General features: G+C 67.5%; 15 protein-coding genes. 10 read left to right on the top strand and 5 right to left on the bottom strand.

Annotated elements, in window-relative coordinates:
- Positions 1-180: 180 nt before the first annotated feature.
- From mdoH to hemC, 5 genes are all read left to right on the top strand, one after another.
- Positions 181-2,106 (top strand): glucans biosynthesis glucosyltransferase MdoH, encoded by a 1,926-nt coding sequence (gene mdoH / locus ACSYAO_RS19150; protein WP_032128590.1) that lies wholly within the window; start codon positions 181-183, stop codon positions 2,104-2,106.
- Positions 2,107-2,156: 50 nt separating this feature from the next.
- Positions 2,157-2,816: an alpha/beta hydrolase gene (locus ACSYAO_RS19145; RefSeq protein ID WP_080291776.1), complete on the top strand. Its 660-nt coding sequence runs from the start codon at positions 2,157-2,159 to the stop codon at positions 2,814-2,816.
- Positions 2,817-2,819: 3 nt separating this feature from the next.
- The gene (locus ACSYAO_RS19140) at positions 2,820-3,863 is read left to right on the top strand and encodes a sensor histidine kinase (protein WP_177179491.1); all 1,044 of its coding nucleotides are present in this window, start codon (positions 2,820-2,822) and stop codon (positions 3,861-3,863) included.
- Positions 3,864-3,873: 10 nt separating this feature from the next.
- On the top strand, positions 3,874-4,605 hold the full coding sequence (locus ACSYAO_RS19135; protein ID WP_010481294.1) for a LytR/AlgR family response regulator transcription factor: 732 nt from the start codon (positions 3,874-3,876) through the stop codon (positions 4,603-4,605).
- Positions 4,606-5,182: 577 nt separating this feature from the next.
- Positions 5,183-6,094: a hydroxymethylbilane synthase gene (hemC, locus tag ACSYAO_RS19130; RefSeq protein WP_107433283.1), complete on the top strand. Its 912-nt coding sequence runs from the start codon at positions 5,183-5,185 to the stop codon at positions 6,092-6,094.
- A 115-nt stretch (positions 6,095-6,209) separates the two neighbouring features.
- On the opposite strand, the gene ACSYAO_RS19125 is transcribed toward hemC, so the two are convergent.
- Both ACSYAO_RS19125 and ACSYAO_RS19120 read right to left on the bottom strand, forming a co-directional pair.
- Positions 6,210-6,986 carry a DUF481 domain-containing protein gene (locus ACSYAO_RS19125; protein ID WP_010481298.1) on the bottom strand — a complete coding sequence of 259 codons (777 nt, stop codon included), beginning with the start codon at positions 6,984-6,986 and terminating at the stop codon, positions 6,210-6,212.
- A gap of 107 nt (positions 6,987-7,093) precedes the next feature.
- Positions 7,094-7,696, bottom strand: a complete 603-nt coding sequence (locus ACSYAO_RS19120) for a LolA family protein (RefSeq protein WP_049399177.1) — start codon at positions 7,694-7,696, stop codon at positions 7,094-7,096.
- Between the two features lie 80 nt (positions 7,697-7,776).
- On the opposite strand from ACSYAO_RS19120, the gene ACSYAO_RS19115 reads away from it, so the two are divergent.
- Positions 7,777-8,748 (top strand): helix-turn-helix transcriptional regulator, encoded by a 972-nt coding sequence (locus tag ACSYAO_RS19115; RefSeq protein WP_010481302.1) that lies wholly within the window; start codon positions 7,777-7,779, stop codon positions 8,746-8,748.
- A 27-nt stretch (positions 8,749-8,775) separates the two neighbouring features.
- Positions 8,776-9,570, top strand: coding sequence for a MetQ/NlpA family ABC transporter substrate-binding protein (locus tag ACSYAO_RS19110; protein WP_032129055.1), 795 nt, complete (start codon positions 8,776-8,778; stop codon positions 9,568-9,570).
- A gap of 95 nt (positions 9,571-9,665) precedes the next feature.
- Here the strand turns inward: ACSYAO_RS19110 and glpK are convergent, their stop codons facing one another.
- The 3 genes from glpK to ACSYAO_RS19095 all read right to left on the bottom strand — a co-directional run bounded on the left by glpK (position 9,666) and on the right by ACSYAO_RS19095 (position 13,540).
- Positions 9,666-11,165 (bottom strand): glycerol kinase GlpK, encoded by a 1,500-nt coding sequence (glpK, locus tag ACSYAO_RS19105; protein WP_049460861.1) that lies wholly within the window; start codon positions 11,163-11,165, stop codon positions 9,666-9,668.
- Positions 11,166-11,244: 79 nt separating this feature from the next.
- The gene (gene glpD / locus ACSYAO_RS19100) at positions 11,245-12,723 is read right to left on the bottom strand and encodes a glycerol-3-phosphate dehydrogenase (protein WP_049460863.1); all 1,479 of its coding nucleotides are present in this window, start codon (positions 12,721-12,723) and stop codon (positions 11,245-11,247) included.
- Between the two features lie 184 nt (positions 12,724-12,907).
- Entirely contained in the window at positions 12,908-13,540 is a 633-nt protein-coding gene (locus tag ACSYAO_RS19095; protein WP_049460865.1) for an OmpW/AlkL family protein, read from the bottom strand.
- 186 nt (positions 13,541-13,726) lie between these two features.
- Between ACSYAO_RS19095 and ACSYAO_RS19090 the strand changes: the two genes are divergently transcribed.
- The 3 genes from ACSYAO_RS19090 to lpdA all read left to right on the top strand — a co-directional run bounded on the left by ACSYAO_RS19090 (position 13,727) and on the right by lpdA (position 18,038).
- Entirely contained in the window at positions 13,727-14,242 is a 516-nt protein-coding gene (locus ACSYAO_RS19090; protein WP_049460894.1) for a DNA-deoxyinosine glycosylase, read from the top strand.
- A 167-nt stretch (positions 14,243-14,409) separates the two neighbouring features.
- Positions 14,410-16,122, top strand: a complete 1,713-nt coding sequence (gene aceF / locus ACSYAO_RS19085) for a dihydrolipoyllysine-residue acetyltransferase (protein ID WP_049399181.1) — start codon at positions 14,410-14,412, stop codon at positions 16,120-16,122.
- A gap of 107 nt (positions 16,123-16,229) precedes the next feature.
- Positions 16,230-18,038, top strand: a complete 1,809-nt coding sequence (gene lpdA / locus ACSYAO_RS19080) for a dihydrolipoyl dehydrogenase (protein WP_049460868.1) — start codon at positions 16,230-16,232, stop codon at positions 18,036-18,038.
- Positions 18,039-18,078: the final 40 nt, after the last annotated feature.

The following is an 18,078-nucleotide window of genomic DNA, read 5'->3' as shown; positions in this document are numbered from 1 at the left end:
CATTTTCGATTCCGCCCCGTTGGAGATCGTGTGGGTTCCGGTAGTGACAGACAGCGACTGCGTGGCGTGACGCCGACGCAGCCAGGACAAGTGCGGGCGCCGGGAAAGCGCGCCGGGAACCTTGGTGCATGCAGCCCGGCCGGGATGGCCGGCCGTGCCGACTGCGCGGAGTAGGCGGCAATGGAGGTGCAGACCATCCATGCGGAAGCAGATACGTCCCGGCTTGATGCCGGCTGGACGCTGCTGCCGGCCGAATCGCCGTTGCAGATGCCCGAGCAGACCCTGCGCGAAGGCCAACTGAAGGTTCGCCGCCACCGCACCTCGCCGCGGCTGATCGGCCTGCGCCGGTTCTATATCTTCGGCGGCACGCTGGCGATGACCGCCATCGCTACCCGGATGATGTGGCGGGTGCTGTCGGCCAATGGCATCAGCGTGCTCGAGGCCTGCCTGCTGGTGCTGTTTGTCGGCCTGTTCGCCTGGATCGCGCTGTCTTTCGCCAGCGCCGTGGCCGGCTTCCTGACTGCCGTGTTCGACCGGGGGTATCGCCTCGGCATCGACCCGGACAAGCCACTGCCGACCGTGCACAGTCGCACCGCGCTGCTGATGCCGACCTACAACGAAGATCCGCGCCGGCTGCTGGCCGGCCTGCAGGCGATCTACGAGTCGGTGGCCGCCACCGGCCAGCTCGACCGGTTCGACTTCTTCGTGCTCAGTGATACCCGGCGCGAAGACATCGCGCGGGCCGAGGAGCAGGTGTTCGCCGAACTGCGCGAGCGCGTGCCCGATGGCCAGGCGCGGCTGTTCTACCGCCGCCGTGGCGACAACAGCGGGCGCAAGGCCGGCAACATCGCCGACTGGGTCCGCCGCTTCGGCGGTGCCTACCCGCAGATGCTGATCCTGGACGCCGACAGCCTGATGACCGGCGACAGTATCGTGCGCCTGGTCGCGGGCATGGAGCACAACGCCGACGTCGGCCTGATCCAGACCCTGCCGTCGGTGATCGGCGGGCGCACCCTGTTCGCGCGCATGCAGCAGTTCGGCGGCCGTGTGTACGGTCCGGTGATCGCCCGTGGCGTGGCCTGGTGGCACGGTGCCGAGAGCAATTACTGGGGCCACAACGCCATCATCCGCACCCGCGCCTTCGCCGATCAGGCCGGGCTGCCGGCGCTGCCGGGGCGCAAGCCGTTCGGTGGCCACGTGCTCAGCCATGACTTCGTCGAAGCGGCGCTGATGCGTCGTGGCGGCTGGGCCGCGCACATGGTGCCGTACCTGGGCGGCAGCTATGAAGAAGGTCCGCCGACCCTGACCGACCTGCTGGTGCGCGACCGCCGCTGGTGCCAGGGCAACCTGCAGCACGGCAAGGTGGTCGGCAGCCGTGGCCTGCACTGGATCAGCCGCATGCACATGCTGATCGGCATCGGTCATTACTTCACCGCGCCGATGTGGGCGATGCTGATGCTGATCGGCATCGCCATCCCGCTGTTCCAGGAAGGCATCGATTTCAACGCGCTGCTGCACCTGTCGCCCAGCGTGTACTGGCGGGCCCAGGACGAGGAACAGGTGGTGCGCCTGTTCGCGGCGACCATGGCGGTGCTGCTGCTGCCCAAGGTGCTGGGTTACCTGGCGATGCTGCTGGACCCGGTCGACCGCCGCGGGTGTGGCGGTGCCCTGCGCGCGTTCGTCTCGATGCTGGTGGAAACCGTATTGGCCGCGCTGATGGCGCCGGTGGTGATGTACGTGCAGTCGCGCGGCGTGGCCGAAGTGCTGTCCGGCCGCGATTCGGGGTGGGACGCGCAGCAGCGTGACGATGGTGGCATTTCGTGGCTGGCGCTGATCCGTGGCTACGGTGGGCTGGGGGTGTTCGGCGCCTTCATGGGCATGCTGGCCTGGGCGGTGTCGCCATCGCTGGCCGCGTGGATGGCGCCGGTGGTGATCGGCATGGTGCTGGCGGTACCGGTGGTGGCACTGACGTCTTCGCGTGGCCCCGGCGCCTTCCTGCACCGTCTTGGCCTGCTTGATATCCCCGAGGAGAACATCCCGCCGCCGGTGCTGGTACGCGCCGCGCAGCTGCGCCGGGAAGCGGCCGAACAACCGCCGCTGTACTGATCGTCCCGCGGCAGCGGCATAATGCGGCTCGAACTTGAAGGAGCCGCATCATGCTGCAAACGGTGGAACAGGAGACCGGCGCCTCGCCGCAGTGGTCGGTGATCTGGCTGCACGGCCTCGGTGCCGATGGCCACGACTTCGCGCCGATCGTGCCGGAGCTGGTGCGTCCGCATTGGCCGGCGCTGCGCTTCGTGTTCCCGCATGCACCGGTGCGGCCGATCACGATCAACAACGGCGTGCCGATGCGCGGCTGGTACGACATCGTCGGCATGGATTTCCGTTCGCGCGCCGACATGGTGGGCGTGCAGGAATCGGTGGTACAGCTGGATGCGCTGATCGCGCGCGAGATCGAGCGTGGCATCGCGCCGGAGAAGATCTTCCTGGCCGGTTTCTCGCAGGGGGGCGCGATCATCCTGACCGCCGCGCTGTCACGCACTGCGCCGCTGGCCGGCCTGATCGCGCTGTCCACCTACCTGCCCGAAGCCGACGGCGCAAAGCGCGCTGAAGGCGCCGTGCAGGTGCCGGTGTTCATGGCCCATGGCAGCAGCGATCCGGTGATTCCGCAGGCGGTGGCCGCACACAGTGCGCAGGCACTGCAGGCGCTGGGCCTGGAGGTGGAATGGCACAGTTACCCGATGGCCCACCAGGTCTGCGCCGAAGAGATCCAGGCGCTGGGTGACTGGTTGCAGGAACGCCTGGGCGCTGCCTGACCCATGCCGCCGGCCAGCGCCCCGCCCTGGATGCCGGAACTGTGCCGCCTGCCGCGGCTGGCGGCGATGCTCGGCCTGGCCGAACTGGTGGTGGTGGTGCTGGCCCTGGCTCCGGATGGCAGCCGCCACTGGACTGTGGGCGAACTGCTGTCGGCCAGTGGTTTCGCGTTGTGGCTGGCGCTGGCTGTAACGGCCAGCCTGTGCCTGCTGCGGAACGCGTTGTCGAGGTTGCCACAGGTTCTGGGGGCGGTCTCGGCCATCGCACTGGCGACGCTGATCGCGGTGGTCTGCGCGGGCATCGTGCATGCCCTGTACGCGGTGCTTGGCGACAGCTTCGCCCGCGGCATCAGCTTCTGGCGCTTCACGCTGGGCAGCGCGGCGACGACGGCGCTGATCACTGCCTTGGCTCTGCGCTACTTCTATGTGAGTGATCGCTGGGCCGCGCAGGTACAGGCCAACGCACGCGCACAGGCCGATGCCCTGCAGGCGCGGATCCGCCCGCATTTCCTGTTCAACAGCATGAACCTGATCGCCAGCCTGCTGCATCGCGACCCGGTCGTGGCCGAGCGTGCGGTGCTGGACCTGTCCGATCTGTTCCGTGCCGCGCTGGGGGCGGGCGAGGGTGATTCCACCCTGCGTGACGAATGCGAGCTGGCCGAGCGCTACCTGTCGATCGAATCACTGCGCCTGGGCGAGCGCCTGCAGGTGCGCTGGCAGCGCGACGAACCGCTGCCCTGGGATCTTCCCCTGCCTCGCCTGGTACTGCAGCCGCTGGTGGAGAACGCCGTGCTGCATGGCATCTCGCGGCTGCCCGAGGGTGGCACCATCGAGCTGCAGCTGATGCGCGAGGGTAATGAACTGCAGATCTGCGTGCGCAATCCGGCGCCCGACCCGCAGGCCCCCGGGCTGGCCCTGGCGCGCGGTGCCGGCCATGCCCAGCACAGCATCGGCCATCGGCTGGCCTGGCGCTTCGGCAGCGCCGCGCGGATGACGGCTGGCTGGAGCGAGGGCTACTATGCCTGCCAGGTGACAGTGCCGATCCAGTGAGGGAGCGATCGTGAGGGTAGTCATCGCCGATGACGAACCGCTGGCGCGTGAGCGCCTGCGCAGCCTGTTGGCCGCGCAGGACGGCGTGGATGTGGTGGCCGAGGCCGGCAACGGCGAGCAGGCCCTGCACGCGTGCGCGGAGCTGCAGCCGGACCTGGTCCTGCTGGATATCGCCATGCCCGGGCTGGATGGCCTGGAAGCCGCCCGCCACCTGGCCAGCTTCGAGCCACGGCCGGCGGTGGTGTTCTGCACCGCTTACGATGCGCATGCGCTGTCGGCGTTCGAGGCGGCCGCGATTGATTACCTGATGAAGCCGGTACGCGCCGAGCGTCTGGCCGCGGCCATCGCGCGCGCGCGCACGTTCCTGGCCGGCCGCGATGGCCAGCCACAGGACCACCGCGGGCAGCAGGCGCGCAGCATGCTGTGCGCGCGCCTGCGCGGCAGCCTGCGCTTGATTCCGCTGGACGACATCCATTACCTGCAGGCCGAAGAGAAGTACGTGGTGGTGCACCACGCGCGCGGCGAGGACCTGATCGAGGAATCGTTGAAGTCGCTGGAAGAAGAGTTCGCCAGCCGCTTCATCCGCATCCATCGCAACTGCCTGGTGGCGCGCCATGAACTGGTCGAGCTGCGCCGTGGCACGGGTGGGCAGGTGCAGGCGATGTTGCGCCATGGCAAGCAACCGCTGGAAGTCAGCCGCCGCTGCGTGGCGACGCTGAAGCAGGAGTTGCGGCACCTGTGAGGTGTCCGCGCGGCCTGCGGCCGCGACTGCTTACGAGCAACGTCTGAAGCAACAGCAACAGCAACAGCGGGTCATGGCTCGGTGTTTCTACGTGCTGGGTGAGGCGGGATGGGCGGGCGGGACACGCCGTGAACCCATCCATGGGGTCTCGATGGCGCCATCCATGGCGCCAACGGTCCCGCCCGCCCTTCCCGCCTCACCCTCGCGAATTTCCCGGTGACGGACGGCAAAGGCATTGTTGTTATCGGGTGGGGGAAGAAGGGTCAGATCCCTTTTCCTGCGGAAAAGGGATCTGACCCTGGAAGCAATCGGCTGTTGCCTTTGCTTCTGCTTTTTCCTTTTTTTGATCTTCCGTGGCTGGCGCGCACGGAAACTTTCAGAGGTCGGGCGGGGTGGGCTGCGCAGGGGCGTGAGCCGCATGGATGCGGCGACCGAGCTTACATGGACGTACTTGCAGCGTCCCCTGCGTGGCCCACCCCGCCCGGCCACGCGCGGCTGTTGCTTTCATGACCCCTCCACCAGCCACGAGGGGCTCCGCCGTTGGCCGTATCCGCGCCGAAGGCGCGATAATGACCGGATGGAAACCGTCCGCATCGCCACCCGCAAGAGCCCGCTCGCCCTCTGGCAGAGCGAACACGTCGCCGATCGCCTGCGCCAGGCCCACCCCGGCCTGCATGTGGAACTGGTGCCGATGAGCACCCGCGGTGACGAGGTGCTGGACCGCTCGCTGGCCGCCATCGGTGGCAAGGGCCTGTTCCTGAAGGAACTGGAGCTGGCCATGCTGCGTGGCGAGGCCGACTGCGCCGTGCATTCGCTGAAGGATGTGCCGATGGAACTGGATGAACCCTTCGCGCTGCCGGCGATGCTGACCCGCCACGATCCGGCCGATGGTTTCGTCTCCAACCTGTACGCCTCGCTGGATGCGCTGCCGATCGGTGCGCGGGTTGGCACCTCGTCGCTGCGCCGCCAAGCCCAGCTGCGCGCGCTGCGCCCGGACCTGGAACTGCTGGACCTGCGCGGCAACGTCAACACCCGCCTGGCCAAGCTCGACAACGGTGGCTACGACGCCATCGTGCTGGCCGTGGCCGGCCTGGAGCGTCTGGGCCTGGGCGCGCGCATCGTCGCGCGCCTGCAACCGCCGCAATGGCTGCCGGCCCCGGCGCAGGGCGCGGTGGCGGTGGAGTGCGACGGTGGCAATGCGCGCCTGATGGCGCTGTTCGCGGGCCTGGATGACGCGGAAACCCGTGCCTGCGTGGAAGCCGAGCGAGCGATGAACCGTGCGTTGCATGGCAGCTGCCACGTGCCGGTGGCGGCGATCGCGCAGTGGCAGGGCACCGACCTGCACCTGCAGGGCCTGGTCGGCAGTGCCAGTGATGGCCAGGCGGTGCGTGCCGAAGCGATCGGCCCGGCCAGTGACCCGGAAGCACTGGGCCAGCGCGTGGCGAAGATGCTGCTGGATGCCGGTGCCGGCGAACTGCTGAACGTCTGAGCCATCGCAGCTAGTGCCGGCCGCTGGCCGGCAACCTCGTGCTCCGATTGAATGCAGTTGCCGGCCAGCGGCCGGCACTGCCGAAAGAAGAACGGGCGCCTTTGGCGCCCGTTTCTTATTTGAATTTGTAGACCACGTTCATCGTGGTCAGCGTATCGGTCTTGCGCTTGTCCTCGGCCACGTCACTGTTGTAACGCGCCTGCCAGCCGGCCTTCAGCGCCAGATGTTCGTTCATGCTCACCGAAACACCGAAGTCGTTCTGGCCGAAGGTGTTGTAGGAACCCGACTCGACCAGCAGGGTGTTGACCAGGTCGGTGTTGTCGGTCAGCGAGTACTTCATGTCGAACAGGCCGCGGCCGATCATGCCGGTGCGGGTGCGGTCGTCCTCGGTGCTGTGGGTGCGGCGCACACCGGGGCCGATCTGCGCGTCGAACGAGAAACGCTCGGTGTTCCACAGGCGGGTGCCGTAACCCAGACCGAACGAGCTCTGGCGGTCGTAGGTGGCGAAGTCATCGCGCTCGGTACGCACCGTGGCCGTCAGCTGGCGGTGCTCGCCCAGCTGCAGCGCGCTGCCGGCACTGCCGGTGTAACGGTTGGCGGTGGTGTTGTTGCGGCGGCTGGTGGAGCCGTCGTCGCGGGTCTCGATCACCTTGGAGCTGGAACGCAGGCCAGCCAGATCCATGCTGTGCACCCAGTCACCATCGGTGTAGCGCAGGCGCAGGCGGCCGTTGAAGCTCTCGGTGCTGCTGTTGCCGCGTGCCGAAGCGAAACCGAGCTCGCCGCCACTGCCGCTCCACGGCGAGGACATCGCCGCCAGTTCGGAGGCATCCTGCGCATACGCGAGCGGTGCGCACAGCAGCAGGGGGATCAGCAGGGACACGCGCAGGGACATCGGGGCTTCTCCGAAGCGGTTGACAGCCGGTGATGATACTGGAAGCGTGATGGCGGTCCGAATCGATCCAAACGGTTTCTTCAGCAGACGTTGCCGCGATCGCCTATTCAGGGCAGATCGACGCGCAATGCCGGGTCGTTGAAGCGCGAATAGCGCAGGCGCAGCTGGAAGCTGCGGCCATTGCTGCTGCCGCTGCGTACGATCTGCCGCGGCAGGCCCTGCGCGTCCACCCAGTACTCCAGGCGTTCGCCGGGCTGCGCACCGCGCAGGCGGTAGTGACGCGTCTCGACCCCGTCCAGCGACTGGCTGCCCAGGTCTTCGGCCTGCAGATCGGCGGGCAGGGCATCGGCCGGCAGCGGGTTGCGCCATTGCTCGAGCAGGCCCGGCGGGGTCGGCACCTGCCGGATCGCGTCGTCGGCCTGCAGGAACATGGTGTCGCCGATGATCGTCTGCGGACCGGCCGGGGTCTGCACCCGGAAGCGGTCGGGGGCGACGAAGTCCATGGCGCTGCGCACCGGCTGGGGCGCGCCCAGCACCTCCAGTTCGGCGTGGAAGCTGCGCAGGGCCGAGAAGCGCTGGCTGGCGCCCAGCACCGCCTGCGCCGGATCCGCCGCAGGCACGGGCGCTTCGGTGCTGGCCGGCGCGGGCGCGCGATCACAGGCGGCCAGCAGCAGGCAGGCCAGCAGGGACAGGGCAGGCAACCGGCGCATCGGGTGTTCCAGAGGGGGGGGGCGACCACGATAGCCCAAACGTCCCACACAAGACCCGCGACTCGGACATAATCGGGGGTATGGACCGATACGAACGCATCACCGCCCTGCATCGTCTGCTCAAGTCCGCACGCTATCCGGTGACGGTGGCGACCCTGCAGGACAAGCTCGGTTGCTCCCGTGCCACCGTCTACCGCGATCTGGCCTTCCTGCGCGATGCGCTGATGGCACCGATCGAGGGCGACGGCGAAGCCGGCTTCCGTTACCAGGCCGACGAGAGCGACCGCTTCGAGCTGCCCGGCCTGTGGCTGAGCTCGGAGGAGCTGCATGCCCTGCTGGCCTCGCAGCACCTGCTGGCGCGGACCGGCGGCGGCGTGCTGTCCTCGGTGCTGGCACCGCTGCAGCAGCGCATCGAGAGCCTGCTGGCGGCCCAGGCTGGCGTTTCCAGCTGGCCGGTGGACCGGGTGCGGGTGATTCCGCACCGTGGCCGCAAGTTCGATGAAGGCAGCTTCCGCAGCGTGGCTTCGGCGGTGCTGGAGCGCCGCCAGCTGGCGTTCGAGTACCGCGCCCGTTCCACCGACGAGCCGACCAAGCGCACCGTTTCGCCGCAGCGCCTGACCCACTATCGCGACAACTGGTACCTGGATGCCTGGGACCATGACCGCGAGGCGCTGCGCAGCTTTGCCGTGGATCGCATCCACAAGGCGCGGGTGATCGACAGCACCGCCCGCGACGTGGCCGACAGCGAGCTGGACGAGCAGCTCGGGGCCAGCTACGGCATCTTCTCCGGTGCGCCGAAGGGCTGGGCGACCATCCTGTTCAGCGCCAAGGCCGCGCGCTGGGTGGCCGACGAGCACTGGCATTCCAAGCAGCAGGGCCGCTTCCTGGCCGATGGCCGCTATGAACTGAAGGTGCCGTACAGCGTCTCGCGCGAGCTGCTGATGGACGTGCTGCACTACGGCTCGGATGCCGAGATCGTCGAACCGGTGATGCTGCGCGAGCAGGCCAAGGCGCTGCTTGAGCTCGCCCTGAGCAACTACGACAACTCCTGACACTCCCCCCCGAGAACCCTTCCGCCCATGAAGAAGACCCTGTTGCTGCCCCTGCTCGCCGCTGCGCTGGCCCTGACCGCCTGCGGCAAGTCCGGCGAGCCCTCGCAGAAGCTGGTGGTGGCCGCCACGGCCGTGCCGCATGCCGAGATCCTTGAAGTGGTCAAGCCCATCCTCAAGCAGGAAGGCGTGGACCTGGACGTGCGCGTGTTCAACGACTACGTGCAGCCCAACGACCAGCTGGTGCAGAAGCAGGTGGACGCCAACTACTTCCAGACCGAGCCGTATCTGGATGCCTACAACCGCGATCGCAAGACCGATCTGGTGAAGGTGATCGGCGTGCACATCGAGCCGTTCGGTGCGTACTCGCGCAAGATCAAGTCGCTGGCCGAGCTGCGCGAAGGTGCCGACGTGGTGATCCCGAACGACCCGAGCAACAACAGCCGCGCGCTGATCCTGCTGCACAAGGCCGGTGTGATCGAGCTGAAGGATCCGACCAACGCGCTGTCGACCCAGCGCGACATCACTGCAAACCCGAAGAACCTGAAGTTCCGCGAGCTGGACTCGGCGATGCTGCCGCGCGTGCTGGACCAGGTCGACCTGGCCCTGATCAACACCAACTACGCACTGGACGCTGGCCTCAACCCGACCAAGGATGCACTGGCGATCGAGAGCAAGGACTCGCCGTACGTGAACTTCCTGGTCGCACGCCCGGACAACAAGGACGACGCCCGCGTGCAGAAGCTGGCCAAGGCCCTGACCAGCCCGCAGGTGAAGGCCTTCATCGAGACCAAGTACAAGGGCGCGGTGCTGCCGGCGTTCTGACGGCCGCTGGCCATGTGGTAGTGCCGGCCGCTGGCCGGCAATCTGCAGACGCCGCCAAGGATCATGGGGTTGCCGGCCAGCGGCCGGCACTACCGTCAGTCGACGTGGAAGGCGAGGGTGGCCGCCACGGCCTGCTGCCATCCCGCATACAGTTTCTCGCGCCGCGCCACCTCCATCTGTGGCTCGAAGCGCCGGTCCAGGCCCCATTGCGCGGCGATCTGTTCGCGGCTGGACCAGAACCCCACCGCCAGCCCGGCCAGGTAGGCCGCGCCCAGTGCGGTGGTTTCGGTCAGCCGCGGCCGCAGCAGTGGCACGCCAAGGATGTCGGCCTGGAATCCGGCCAGGAAGTCGTTGCTGATCGCACCGCCATCGGCGCGCAGCTCGGTCAGCGCGATACCGGCATCGGACTGCATCGCATCGAGCACGTCGCGGGTCTGGTAGGCCATCGCCTCCAGCGCGGCACGCACGAAGTGCGCTTTGCGGGTGCCACGGGTCAGGCCGAACATCGCGCCGCGCACATCACTTCGCCAATAGGGCGCACCGAGGCCGACAAATGCTGGTACCAGGTAAGCACCGCCACTGTCGGGCACCTGGGCGGCCAGCGCCTGGCTGTCGCTGGCGCGTTCGATCATGCGCAGCCCATCGCGCAGCCACTGCACCACCGAGCCGGCGATGAAGATCGAGCCTTCCAGCGCATATTCCACGCGCCCGTCCAGGCCCCAGGCGATGGTGGTCAGCAGTCCATTGCGCGAACGCACCGCCTGCGTTCCGGTGTGCATCAGCATGAAACAGCCGGTGCCATAGGTGTTCTTGACCATGCCCGGCTGGAAGCAGGCCTGGCCGAACAGCGCCGCCTGCTGGTCACCGGCGATGCCGGCGATCGGGATCGGGTGATCGAAGAAGAACTGCGGCCGGGTATGCGCGTACACCGCGCTGGAATCGCGCACCTGCGGCAGCATCGCGCGCGGGATGTCCAGCAGCGCCAGCAGGTCGTCATCCCAGTCCAGCGTGTGGATGTTGAACAGCAGCGTGCGCGCCGCGTTGCTGTAGTCGGTCACATGTGCCTGGCCACCACTGAGGTTCCAGACCAGCCAGCTGTCGATGGTGCCGAACAGCAGCTCGCCGCGCTCGGCACGCTGCTGCGCGCCCTCCACGTGGTCGAGGATCCAGCGCACCTTGGTGGCGGAGAAATAGGCATCGATCAGCAGGCCGGTGCGCTCGCGGATCAGCGCCTCATGCCCTTCGGACTTCAGCCGCTCGCAGATGGCGTGGCTCTGCCGCGACTGCCAGACGATGGCGTTGTGGATCGGCTGTCCGGTGGCACGGTCCCAGACCACGGTGGTTTCGCGCTGGTTGGTGATGCCCAGTGCGGCGATGTGGCGCGGGTCGATCTGCCCGCGGCTGAGCAGTTCGGTCAGCGTGGCATAGACGCTGGTGAGAATCTCGCGCGGGTCATGCTCGACCCAACCCGGCTGCGGGAAGATCTGCGCGAATTCGCGCTGCGCGCTGCCGACGATGTCGCCGGTGCGGTCGAACAGGATCGCGCGCGAACTGGTGGTGCCCTGGTCGATGGCCAGCACGTAGCGGGGCGTCATGCAGCGTCTCCGGTAGCGATGGTGTTGGTAGAGTCGAGCCTGCTCGACTGCTTTTCATGTCAGTCGAGCAAGCTCGACTCTACCGTCTATCGATCCACGCCTGCAGCCGCGCCACCTGCGCAGCATCCAGCCGCAACCCCAGCTTGCTCCGCCGCCACAGCACGTCCTCGGCGTCCCAGGCCCATTCGTGGTCGCGCAGGAAAGCCACTTCCCGCGCATGCAGGCCGCCGCCGAAGTCCTCTCCAAGATCGTCCATGCCCCGTGCACCCTGCAGAAGGGCGGCGCTGCGGCTGCCGTAGGCTTCGGCCCAACGCCGTGCGATCTCCACGGGCAACCACGGTGCCAGCGCCTGCAGACGGGAGCGCGCCTGCGCGGCGTCGCCCCAGTCGCTGCCCGGCAGCGGGTCTCCGCCTGCGGTCCAGGCCGGCCCCATCTGTGGCAGGGCAGGGCGCAGCAGGTCCAGCGCTTCCTCGGCCAGCACGCGGTAGGTGGTCAGCTTGCCGCCCAGCACATGCAGCGCCGGCGCCGGGTTGGACTGCAGCTGAAGGCGGTAGTCGCGGCTCAGCGTTGCCGCACGCGGGTCCGGGTCGGCCAGCAGGGGACGTACACCGGCGAACTGCCAGACCACGTCTTCCGGAGTGATCGGCTCACGCAGATAGCGGCTGGCGGCCGCGCACAGGTAGCTCACCTCGGAAGGCAGCACGCTGCAGCGCGCCGGGTCACCGCGGTAGTCGGTGTCGGTGGTGCCAATCAGCAGATGATCGTGGGCGAACGGCAGCAGGAACACCACGCGGCCATCGGGCTGCTGCAGCAGGCAGGCACTGTCATCGGGCCAGGGGCGGCGCATCACGATGTGGCTGCCCTGTACCAGCCGCAGCGCGGGGCCGCCGCTGCGGGCCTCCATCTGCTCAAGCAGGCCACCGGCCCATGGGCCAGCCGCATTGGCGACGGCGCGCGCGGTCACATGCTGCTGGCCATCGGCGGATTCCAGCACGGCCAGCCAACGGCCCTGCACAGGGCGCAGCTCGATGCAGCGGCTGCGCACATGTACCTGTGCGCCACGCCAGGCAGCATCCAGGGCATTGAGCAGTACCAGACGCGCGTCATCGACCTGCGCGTCGGCGTAGCTGAAGGCCTGCCGCAGATCCGGGGAGAGCCAGGGGCCGAGCGGATCATGCTGAAGGTCCAGGGCGCGCGAGGCGGGAAATGCCGGGCTGCGTGGGCCCAGGTGGTCGTACAGCCACAGTCCCACGCGCAGCATCCAGCGTGGGCGCAGGTGCGGTTCCCACGGCAGCACGAAACGCAGCGGGCGGACCAGATAGGGTGCCTGCCGGCGTACCACCTCGCGTTCGCCCAAGGCCTTGCGTACCAGACCGAACTCGCGCTGTTCCAGGTAGCGCAGGCCACCGTGGATCAGCTTGCTGCTGGCGCTGGATGTATGCGCAGCGAGGTCGTGCTGCTCGCACAACAGCACGCGCAGGCCGCGGCCGCTGGCATCACGGGCGATGCCGGCACCGTTGATACCGCCACCGATCACCAGCAGGTCGACGTCGTGCATCGCGCCTCCGCATCCTGTGTGTGTAGAGTCGACTGTCAGTCGACTGCTCTTGCAAAAGTCGAGCAAGCTCGACTCTACGAAAGGCAGTCGAGCAAGCTCGACTCTACAGAACGCGGGTGACGGAAACGACGACGGGCCCCGAAGGGCCCGTCGCGTTACATCAGTGAAGCAGGTGCAGCCTGGATCAGAAGCGGGCGCCGATGCCGAAGCCGACGGTCCACGGATCCATCTTGGCTTCGCCGATCTTCTCGCCGCCAACCTTCACGTCCGGGCGGGCGCGCATGTAGCGGGCGTCAGCACGGGCGAACCAGGTGGAGTTGATGTTCATGTCCACGCCGACGGTGCCGATCACGCCCTTGGCATCCTTGAAGCGGATGTCGGTGTCAGCGCCGTTGCCCAGCTTCTCGTTGCTGAAGCTCGACTGGTAGTAGCCCACGCCCACGAACGGACGGAACACGTTGTCAGCCTGGCCGAAGTGGTACTGGCCGCTCAGCGCGATCGGCTGCTGCTCGACCGAGCCCAGGCGGGCGTTGTTCGGGCCCTTGAACTTGTTGTCGAACTTGTCGGCAGCGCCCCACAGTTCAACGGCCCAGTTGTCGTTGATGTAGTAGCTGAAGCTGACGGTCGGCGCCGGGCCACCATCGGTCTTCTTGACGCCGGTGATCGGATCGTTCTTCGGTTCCAGCAGCGAGATGCCGCCAACAACGGCAAAATGCTTGCCCGAAGCGGTGTCGGTGCTGCTGTCCTGGGCGAAAGCGGCCGGCGCGAAGGCGGCGGAGGTCAGCAGGGCGAGACTCAGGATACGGATGGAGCGCATGGGGGTATCTCCTAATGTTTCTTGTTTTGGGCCCCCGGTTGCGGGGCGAGCACACCGTAGTCGCCCCAACATGAATCGAATCCGACGCACGTTAAAAAATAGTTTCCCTTGTTCAGCGACTGGAGCGAAAAGCCTGTTTTCATGGGCTTTTCGGCCTTCGGCGACATTCATGCAGTTGGAGACGATGTGAGCGAAGCAACGGTGTGCATCGGCCTGCAAGCGCAGGTGAAGGCGGATTGCAGGGTGCTGCTGCTGGGTTCGATGCCCGGCGTTGCGTCATTGCAGGAGCAGCGCTACTACGCGCATCCGCGCAATCGCTTCTGGCCTGTGCTGGCCGATATCTGTGGCTTCGATGTGGCCCTGGCGTACCCGCAACGGCTGCGCGCACTGCAGGCAGCCGGTGTGGGTCTGTGGGATGTGATCGGTCAGTGCGAGCGGCGTGGCAGCCTGGATGCCGACATCGTGCGTGGCACGGAAGTACCCAATGCGCTGCCGGCATTGATCGCTTCGCTTCCTGAGCTGGAGCTGATCGGCTGCAACGGTGCGGCATCGCTGAAGGCATTCCAGCGTTGGGTGCTGCCCGGCCTGGAGGCGCCGCCAAGGCTGCTGGCGCTGCCGTCCACCAGCCCGGCCAACGCGGCCTGGTCACTGCCGCGGCTGCGCCAGGCCTGGCAGCCGGTAGCCGACGCACTGGCGACATGAAGCGGACATCGTCCGGACAATACGCTACCGACTGGTCGCGGCCGCAACCCATGAGCAACAGCGTGTCCCGGCTGCGTGAGTACTGAAAACACCTGTAACGGTTGGCGCTGGCCCCCGCTGGCCGCACAATAGACGTTTCCCTACACCAGATTGCCGGAGTTATCCCCATGGCCGAAATCAAGGAAGCACTTGTCCCCGATATCGGTGACTACAGCGATATCCCGGTAATCGAGGTGCTTGTCGCCGTCGGCGACACGGTCAAGAAGGACCAGGGCCTGGTGACGCTGGAAAGCGACAAGGCGACCATGGAAGTGCCGTCGGCCGTCGCCGGCGTGGTCAAGGAGATCAAGGTCAAGGTCGGTGACACCCTGTCCGAGGGCAAGGTCGTGGCGCTGATCGAAGTGGCTGAAGGCGAGGCGGCCAAACCGGCCGCTGCCGCCCCGGCACCGGCCAAGGCCGCAGCGCCGGCCGCTGCCACCCAGAGCACGCCGGCCCCGGCCGCAGCTGCGCCGGCCGCTCCGGCTGCCAGCGGTGGTGCGGTTGAAGCGCTGGTGCCGGATATCGGCGACTATTCCGGCATTCCGGTCATCGAAGTGCTGGTCGCCGTCGGCGACACGGTCAAGAAGGACCAGGGCCTGGTCACGCTGGAAAGCGACAAGGCCACCATGGAAGTGCCGTCGTCGGTGGCTGGCGTGGTCAAGGAACTGAAGGTCAAGGTCGGCGACACTCTGTCGCAGGGCAATGTGGTCGCCATCATCGAGGCCGAGGGCGCTGCCGCGCCGGCGCCGACCAAGGCAGCCGCTGCTGCCGCTCCGGCTGCCGCCGAGACCGCCACCAAGGTCGAGCCGGTCGCTGTGCCGGCGCAGCCGGACAAGCTGGCGGCCCGCGAGGTCGCCTCGGCCGGTACCCCGTCCAGCCCGCCGGTGCAGTTCAACGCCGATGGCGTGCTGCCGGCCAAGGTGCCGTATGCCACCCCGGCGGTGCGTGTGTTCGCCCGCGAACTGGGCGTGGACCTGCTGCAGATCAACGGCACCGAGAAGGGTGGCCGCATCACCAAGGGTGACGTGCAGAAGTTCGTCAAGGCCGCACTCAGCGGTGGCGTGCCGGCTGCCGGCGGTGCTGCTGTTGCTGCCGGTGGTGGCCTGAACCTGCTGCCGTGGCCGAAGGTCGACTTCAGCAAGTTCGGCGAGACCGAAGTCCAGCCGCTGTCGCGCATCAAGAAGATCTCCGGTGCGAACCTGGCCCGCAACTGGGCCATGATCCCGCACGTCACCCAGTTCGAACAGGCCGACATTACCGACCTGGAAGGCCTGCGCGTGGCGCTGAACAAGGAAAACGAGAAGGCCGGCATCAAGCTGACCATGCTCGCCTTCCTGATCAAGGCCAGCGCCGCGGCGCTGAAGAAGTTCCCGGAGTTCAACGCCTCGCTCGATGCCAGCGGTGAAAACCTGACCCTGAAGAAGTACTTCCACATCGGCTTTGCAGCCGACACGCCGAACGGCCTGGTCGTGCCGGTCATCCGCGACGTGGACAAGAAGGGCGTGGTGCAGATCGCGCAGGAAACCGGCGAACTGGCCAAGAAGGCGCGCGACGGTAAGCTGGGCCCGGCCGACATGAGTGGTGGTTGCTTCTCGATCAGCTCGCTGGGCGGCATCGGCGGCACCGCGTTCACCCCGATCGTCAATGCACCGGAAGTGGCCATCCTCGGCGTCTCCAAGTCGTCCATCCAGCCGGTCTGGAACGGCAAGGAGTTCGCACCGAAGCTGATGCTGCCGCTGTCGCTGAGCTACGACCACCGCGTCATCGATGGCGCGCTGGCCGCGCGCTTCACCACGTACCTGTCGCAGGTACTGGCCGACATGCGCCGCGTGCTGCTGTAAGGCACCGCTTCGCCCCCACCGTGCGGCCGCCGCCCCTGGCGCGGCCGCGTGAACAGATGCAGTGACAGCCCGCCGGCACCGCCGGGCGGGCACGAGGAAAACCCACCATGGCCACGATTGAAGTCAAGGTTCCCGACATCGGCGATTACAGCGATGTGCCGGTGATCGAAGTGTTGGTCGCCGTCGGCGACACGGTGAAGAAGGATCAGGGTCTGGTGACCCTGGAATCGGACAAGGCCACCCTGGAAGTGCCGTCCTCGGCTGCCGGCGTGGTCAAGGAAATCAAGGTCAAGCTGGGCGACACCCTGTCCGAAGGCGCCGTGGTCGTGGTGCTGGACGCCGAAGGTGCCGCCGAAGTCCCGGCCAAGGCCGCCGCGCCGGCCCCGGCAGCGGCCGCTCCGGCCAGCAAGCCGCCGGTGACCCCGTCGCACCGCGCCCCGGCTGAACCGGCTGCGCCGAAGCCGGCGCTGTCCAGCGGCAAGCCAGCCGACATCGAATGCGAAATGGTCGTGCTGGGCTCCGGCCCGGGCGGCTACACCGCCGCTTTCCGCGCTGCCGACGTCGGCCTGGATACGGTGCTGGTCGAGCGCTACGCCAGCCTAGGCGGCGTCTGCCTCAACGTGGGCTGCATTCCGTCCAAGGCGCTGCTGCACGCTGCAGCGGTCATCGACGAAGTGGCCCACGCCGGTGATTTCGGCGTCGAGTTCGGCAAGCCGACCATTACCCTGGACAAGCTGCGCGAGTACAAGGAAAAGGTCGTCAACCAGCTGACCAAGGGCCTGGCCGGCATGGCCAAGCAGCGCAAGGTCCGCAGCGTGCAGGGCGTCGGCAAATTCGTTTCGGCCAACGAGCTGGAAATCACCGCCGCTGATGGCAGCACCCAGCTGCTGCGCTTCCAGAAGTGCATCATCGCCGCCGGTTCGCAGGCGGTGAAGCTGCCGAACTTCCCGTGGGACGACAAGCGCGTGATGGACTCCACCGACGCGCTGGAGCTGGCCGAAGTGCCGGGCTCGCTGCTGGTCGTCGGCGGCGGCATCATCGGCCTGGAAATGGCCACCGTGTACAGCGCGCTGGGCAGCAAGGTCACCGTGGTCGAGTTCATGGACCAGCTGATGCCGGGCGCCGACAAGGACCTGGTCAAGCCGCTGGCCGACCGCCTGAAGAAGCAGGGCATCGACGTGCACCTGAAGACCAAGGCCTCCGGCGTCACCGCCGATGCCAAGGGCATCACCGTGACCTTCGACGCCGCCGAGGAAGGCCAGGCGCCTGCGCTGGCGCAGGGCACCTTCGATCGCGTGCTGGTGGCCGTGGGTCGCTCGCCGAACGGCAAGAAGATCGATGCCGAAAAGGCCGGCGTGCAGGTCACCGACCGTGGCTTCATCCCGGTCGATCGCCAGATGCGCACCAACGTGCCGCACATCTTTGCCATCGGCGACATCGTCGGCAACCCGATGCTGGCCCACAAGGCCACGCACGAGGGCAAGCTGGCTGCCGAAGTGGCCGCCGGCCACAAGAAGGAATGGGTGGCCCGCGTGATCCCGTCGGTGGCCTATACCAACCCGGAAATCGCCTGGGTCGGCGTGACCGAGACCGAAGCCAAGGCCAAGGGCCTGAAGGTCGGCGTGGCCAAGTTCCCGTGGGCCGCCAGTGGCCGCGCGATCGGCATCGGTCGCACCGAGGGCTTCACCAAGCTGATCTTCGACGAAGAGACCCATCGCATCATCGGTGGTGCCATCGTCGGCGTGCACGCCGGTGACCTGCTGGCCGAGATCGGCCTGGCCATCGAGATGGGTGCGGAAGCCGAGGACATCGGCCACACCATCCACGCTCACCCGACGCTGAGCGAATCGGTGGCGATGGCCTCGGAAATCTACGACGGCACGATCACCGATCTGTACATGCCGAAGAAGAAGTAAGGCGCCCGCGCCTTCGCGAACGAGAAGCCCCGGCATCTGC

The sequence above is a fragment of the Stenotrophomonas sp. STK16_22 genome (assembly GCF_051984505.1).
Classification (GTDB): Bacteria; Pseudomonadota; Gammaproteobacteria; order Xanthomonadales; family Xanthomonadaceae; genus Stenotrophomonas; species Stenotrophomonas maltophilia_A.
This window is presented reverse-complemented; position numbering and strand designations above follow the sequence as displayed.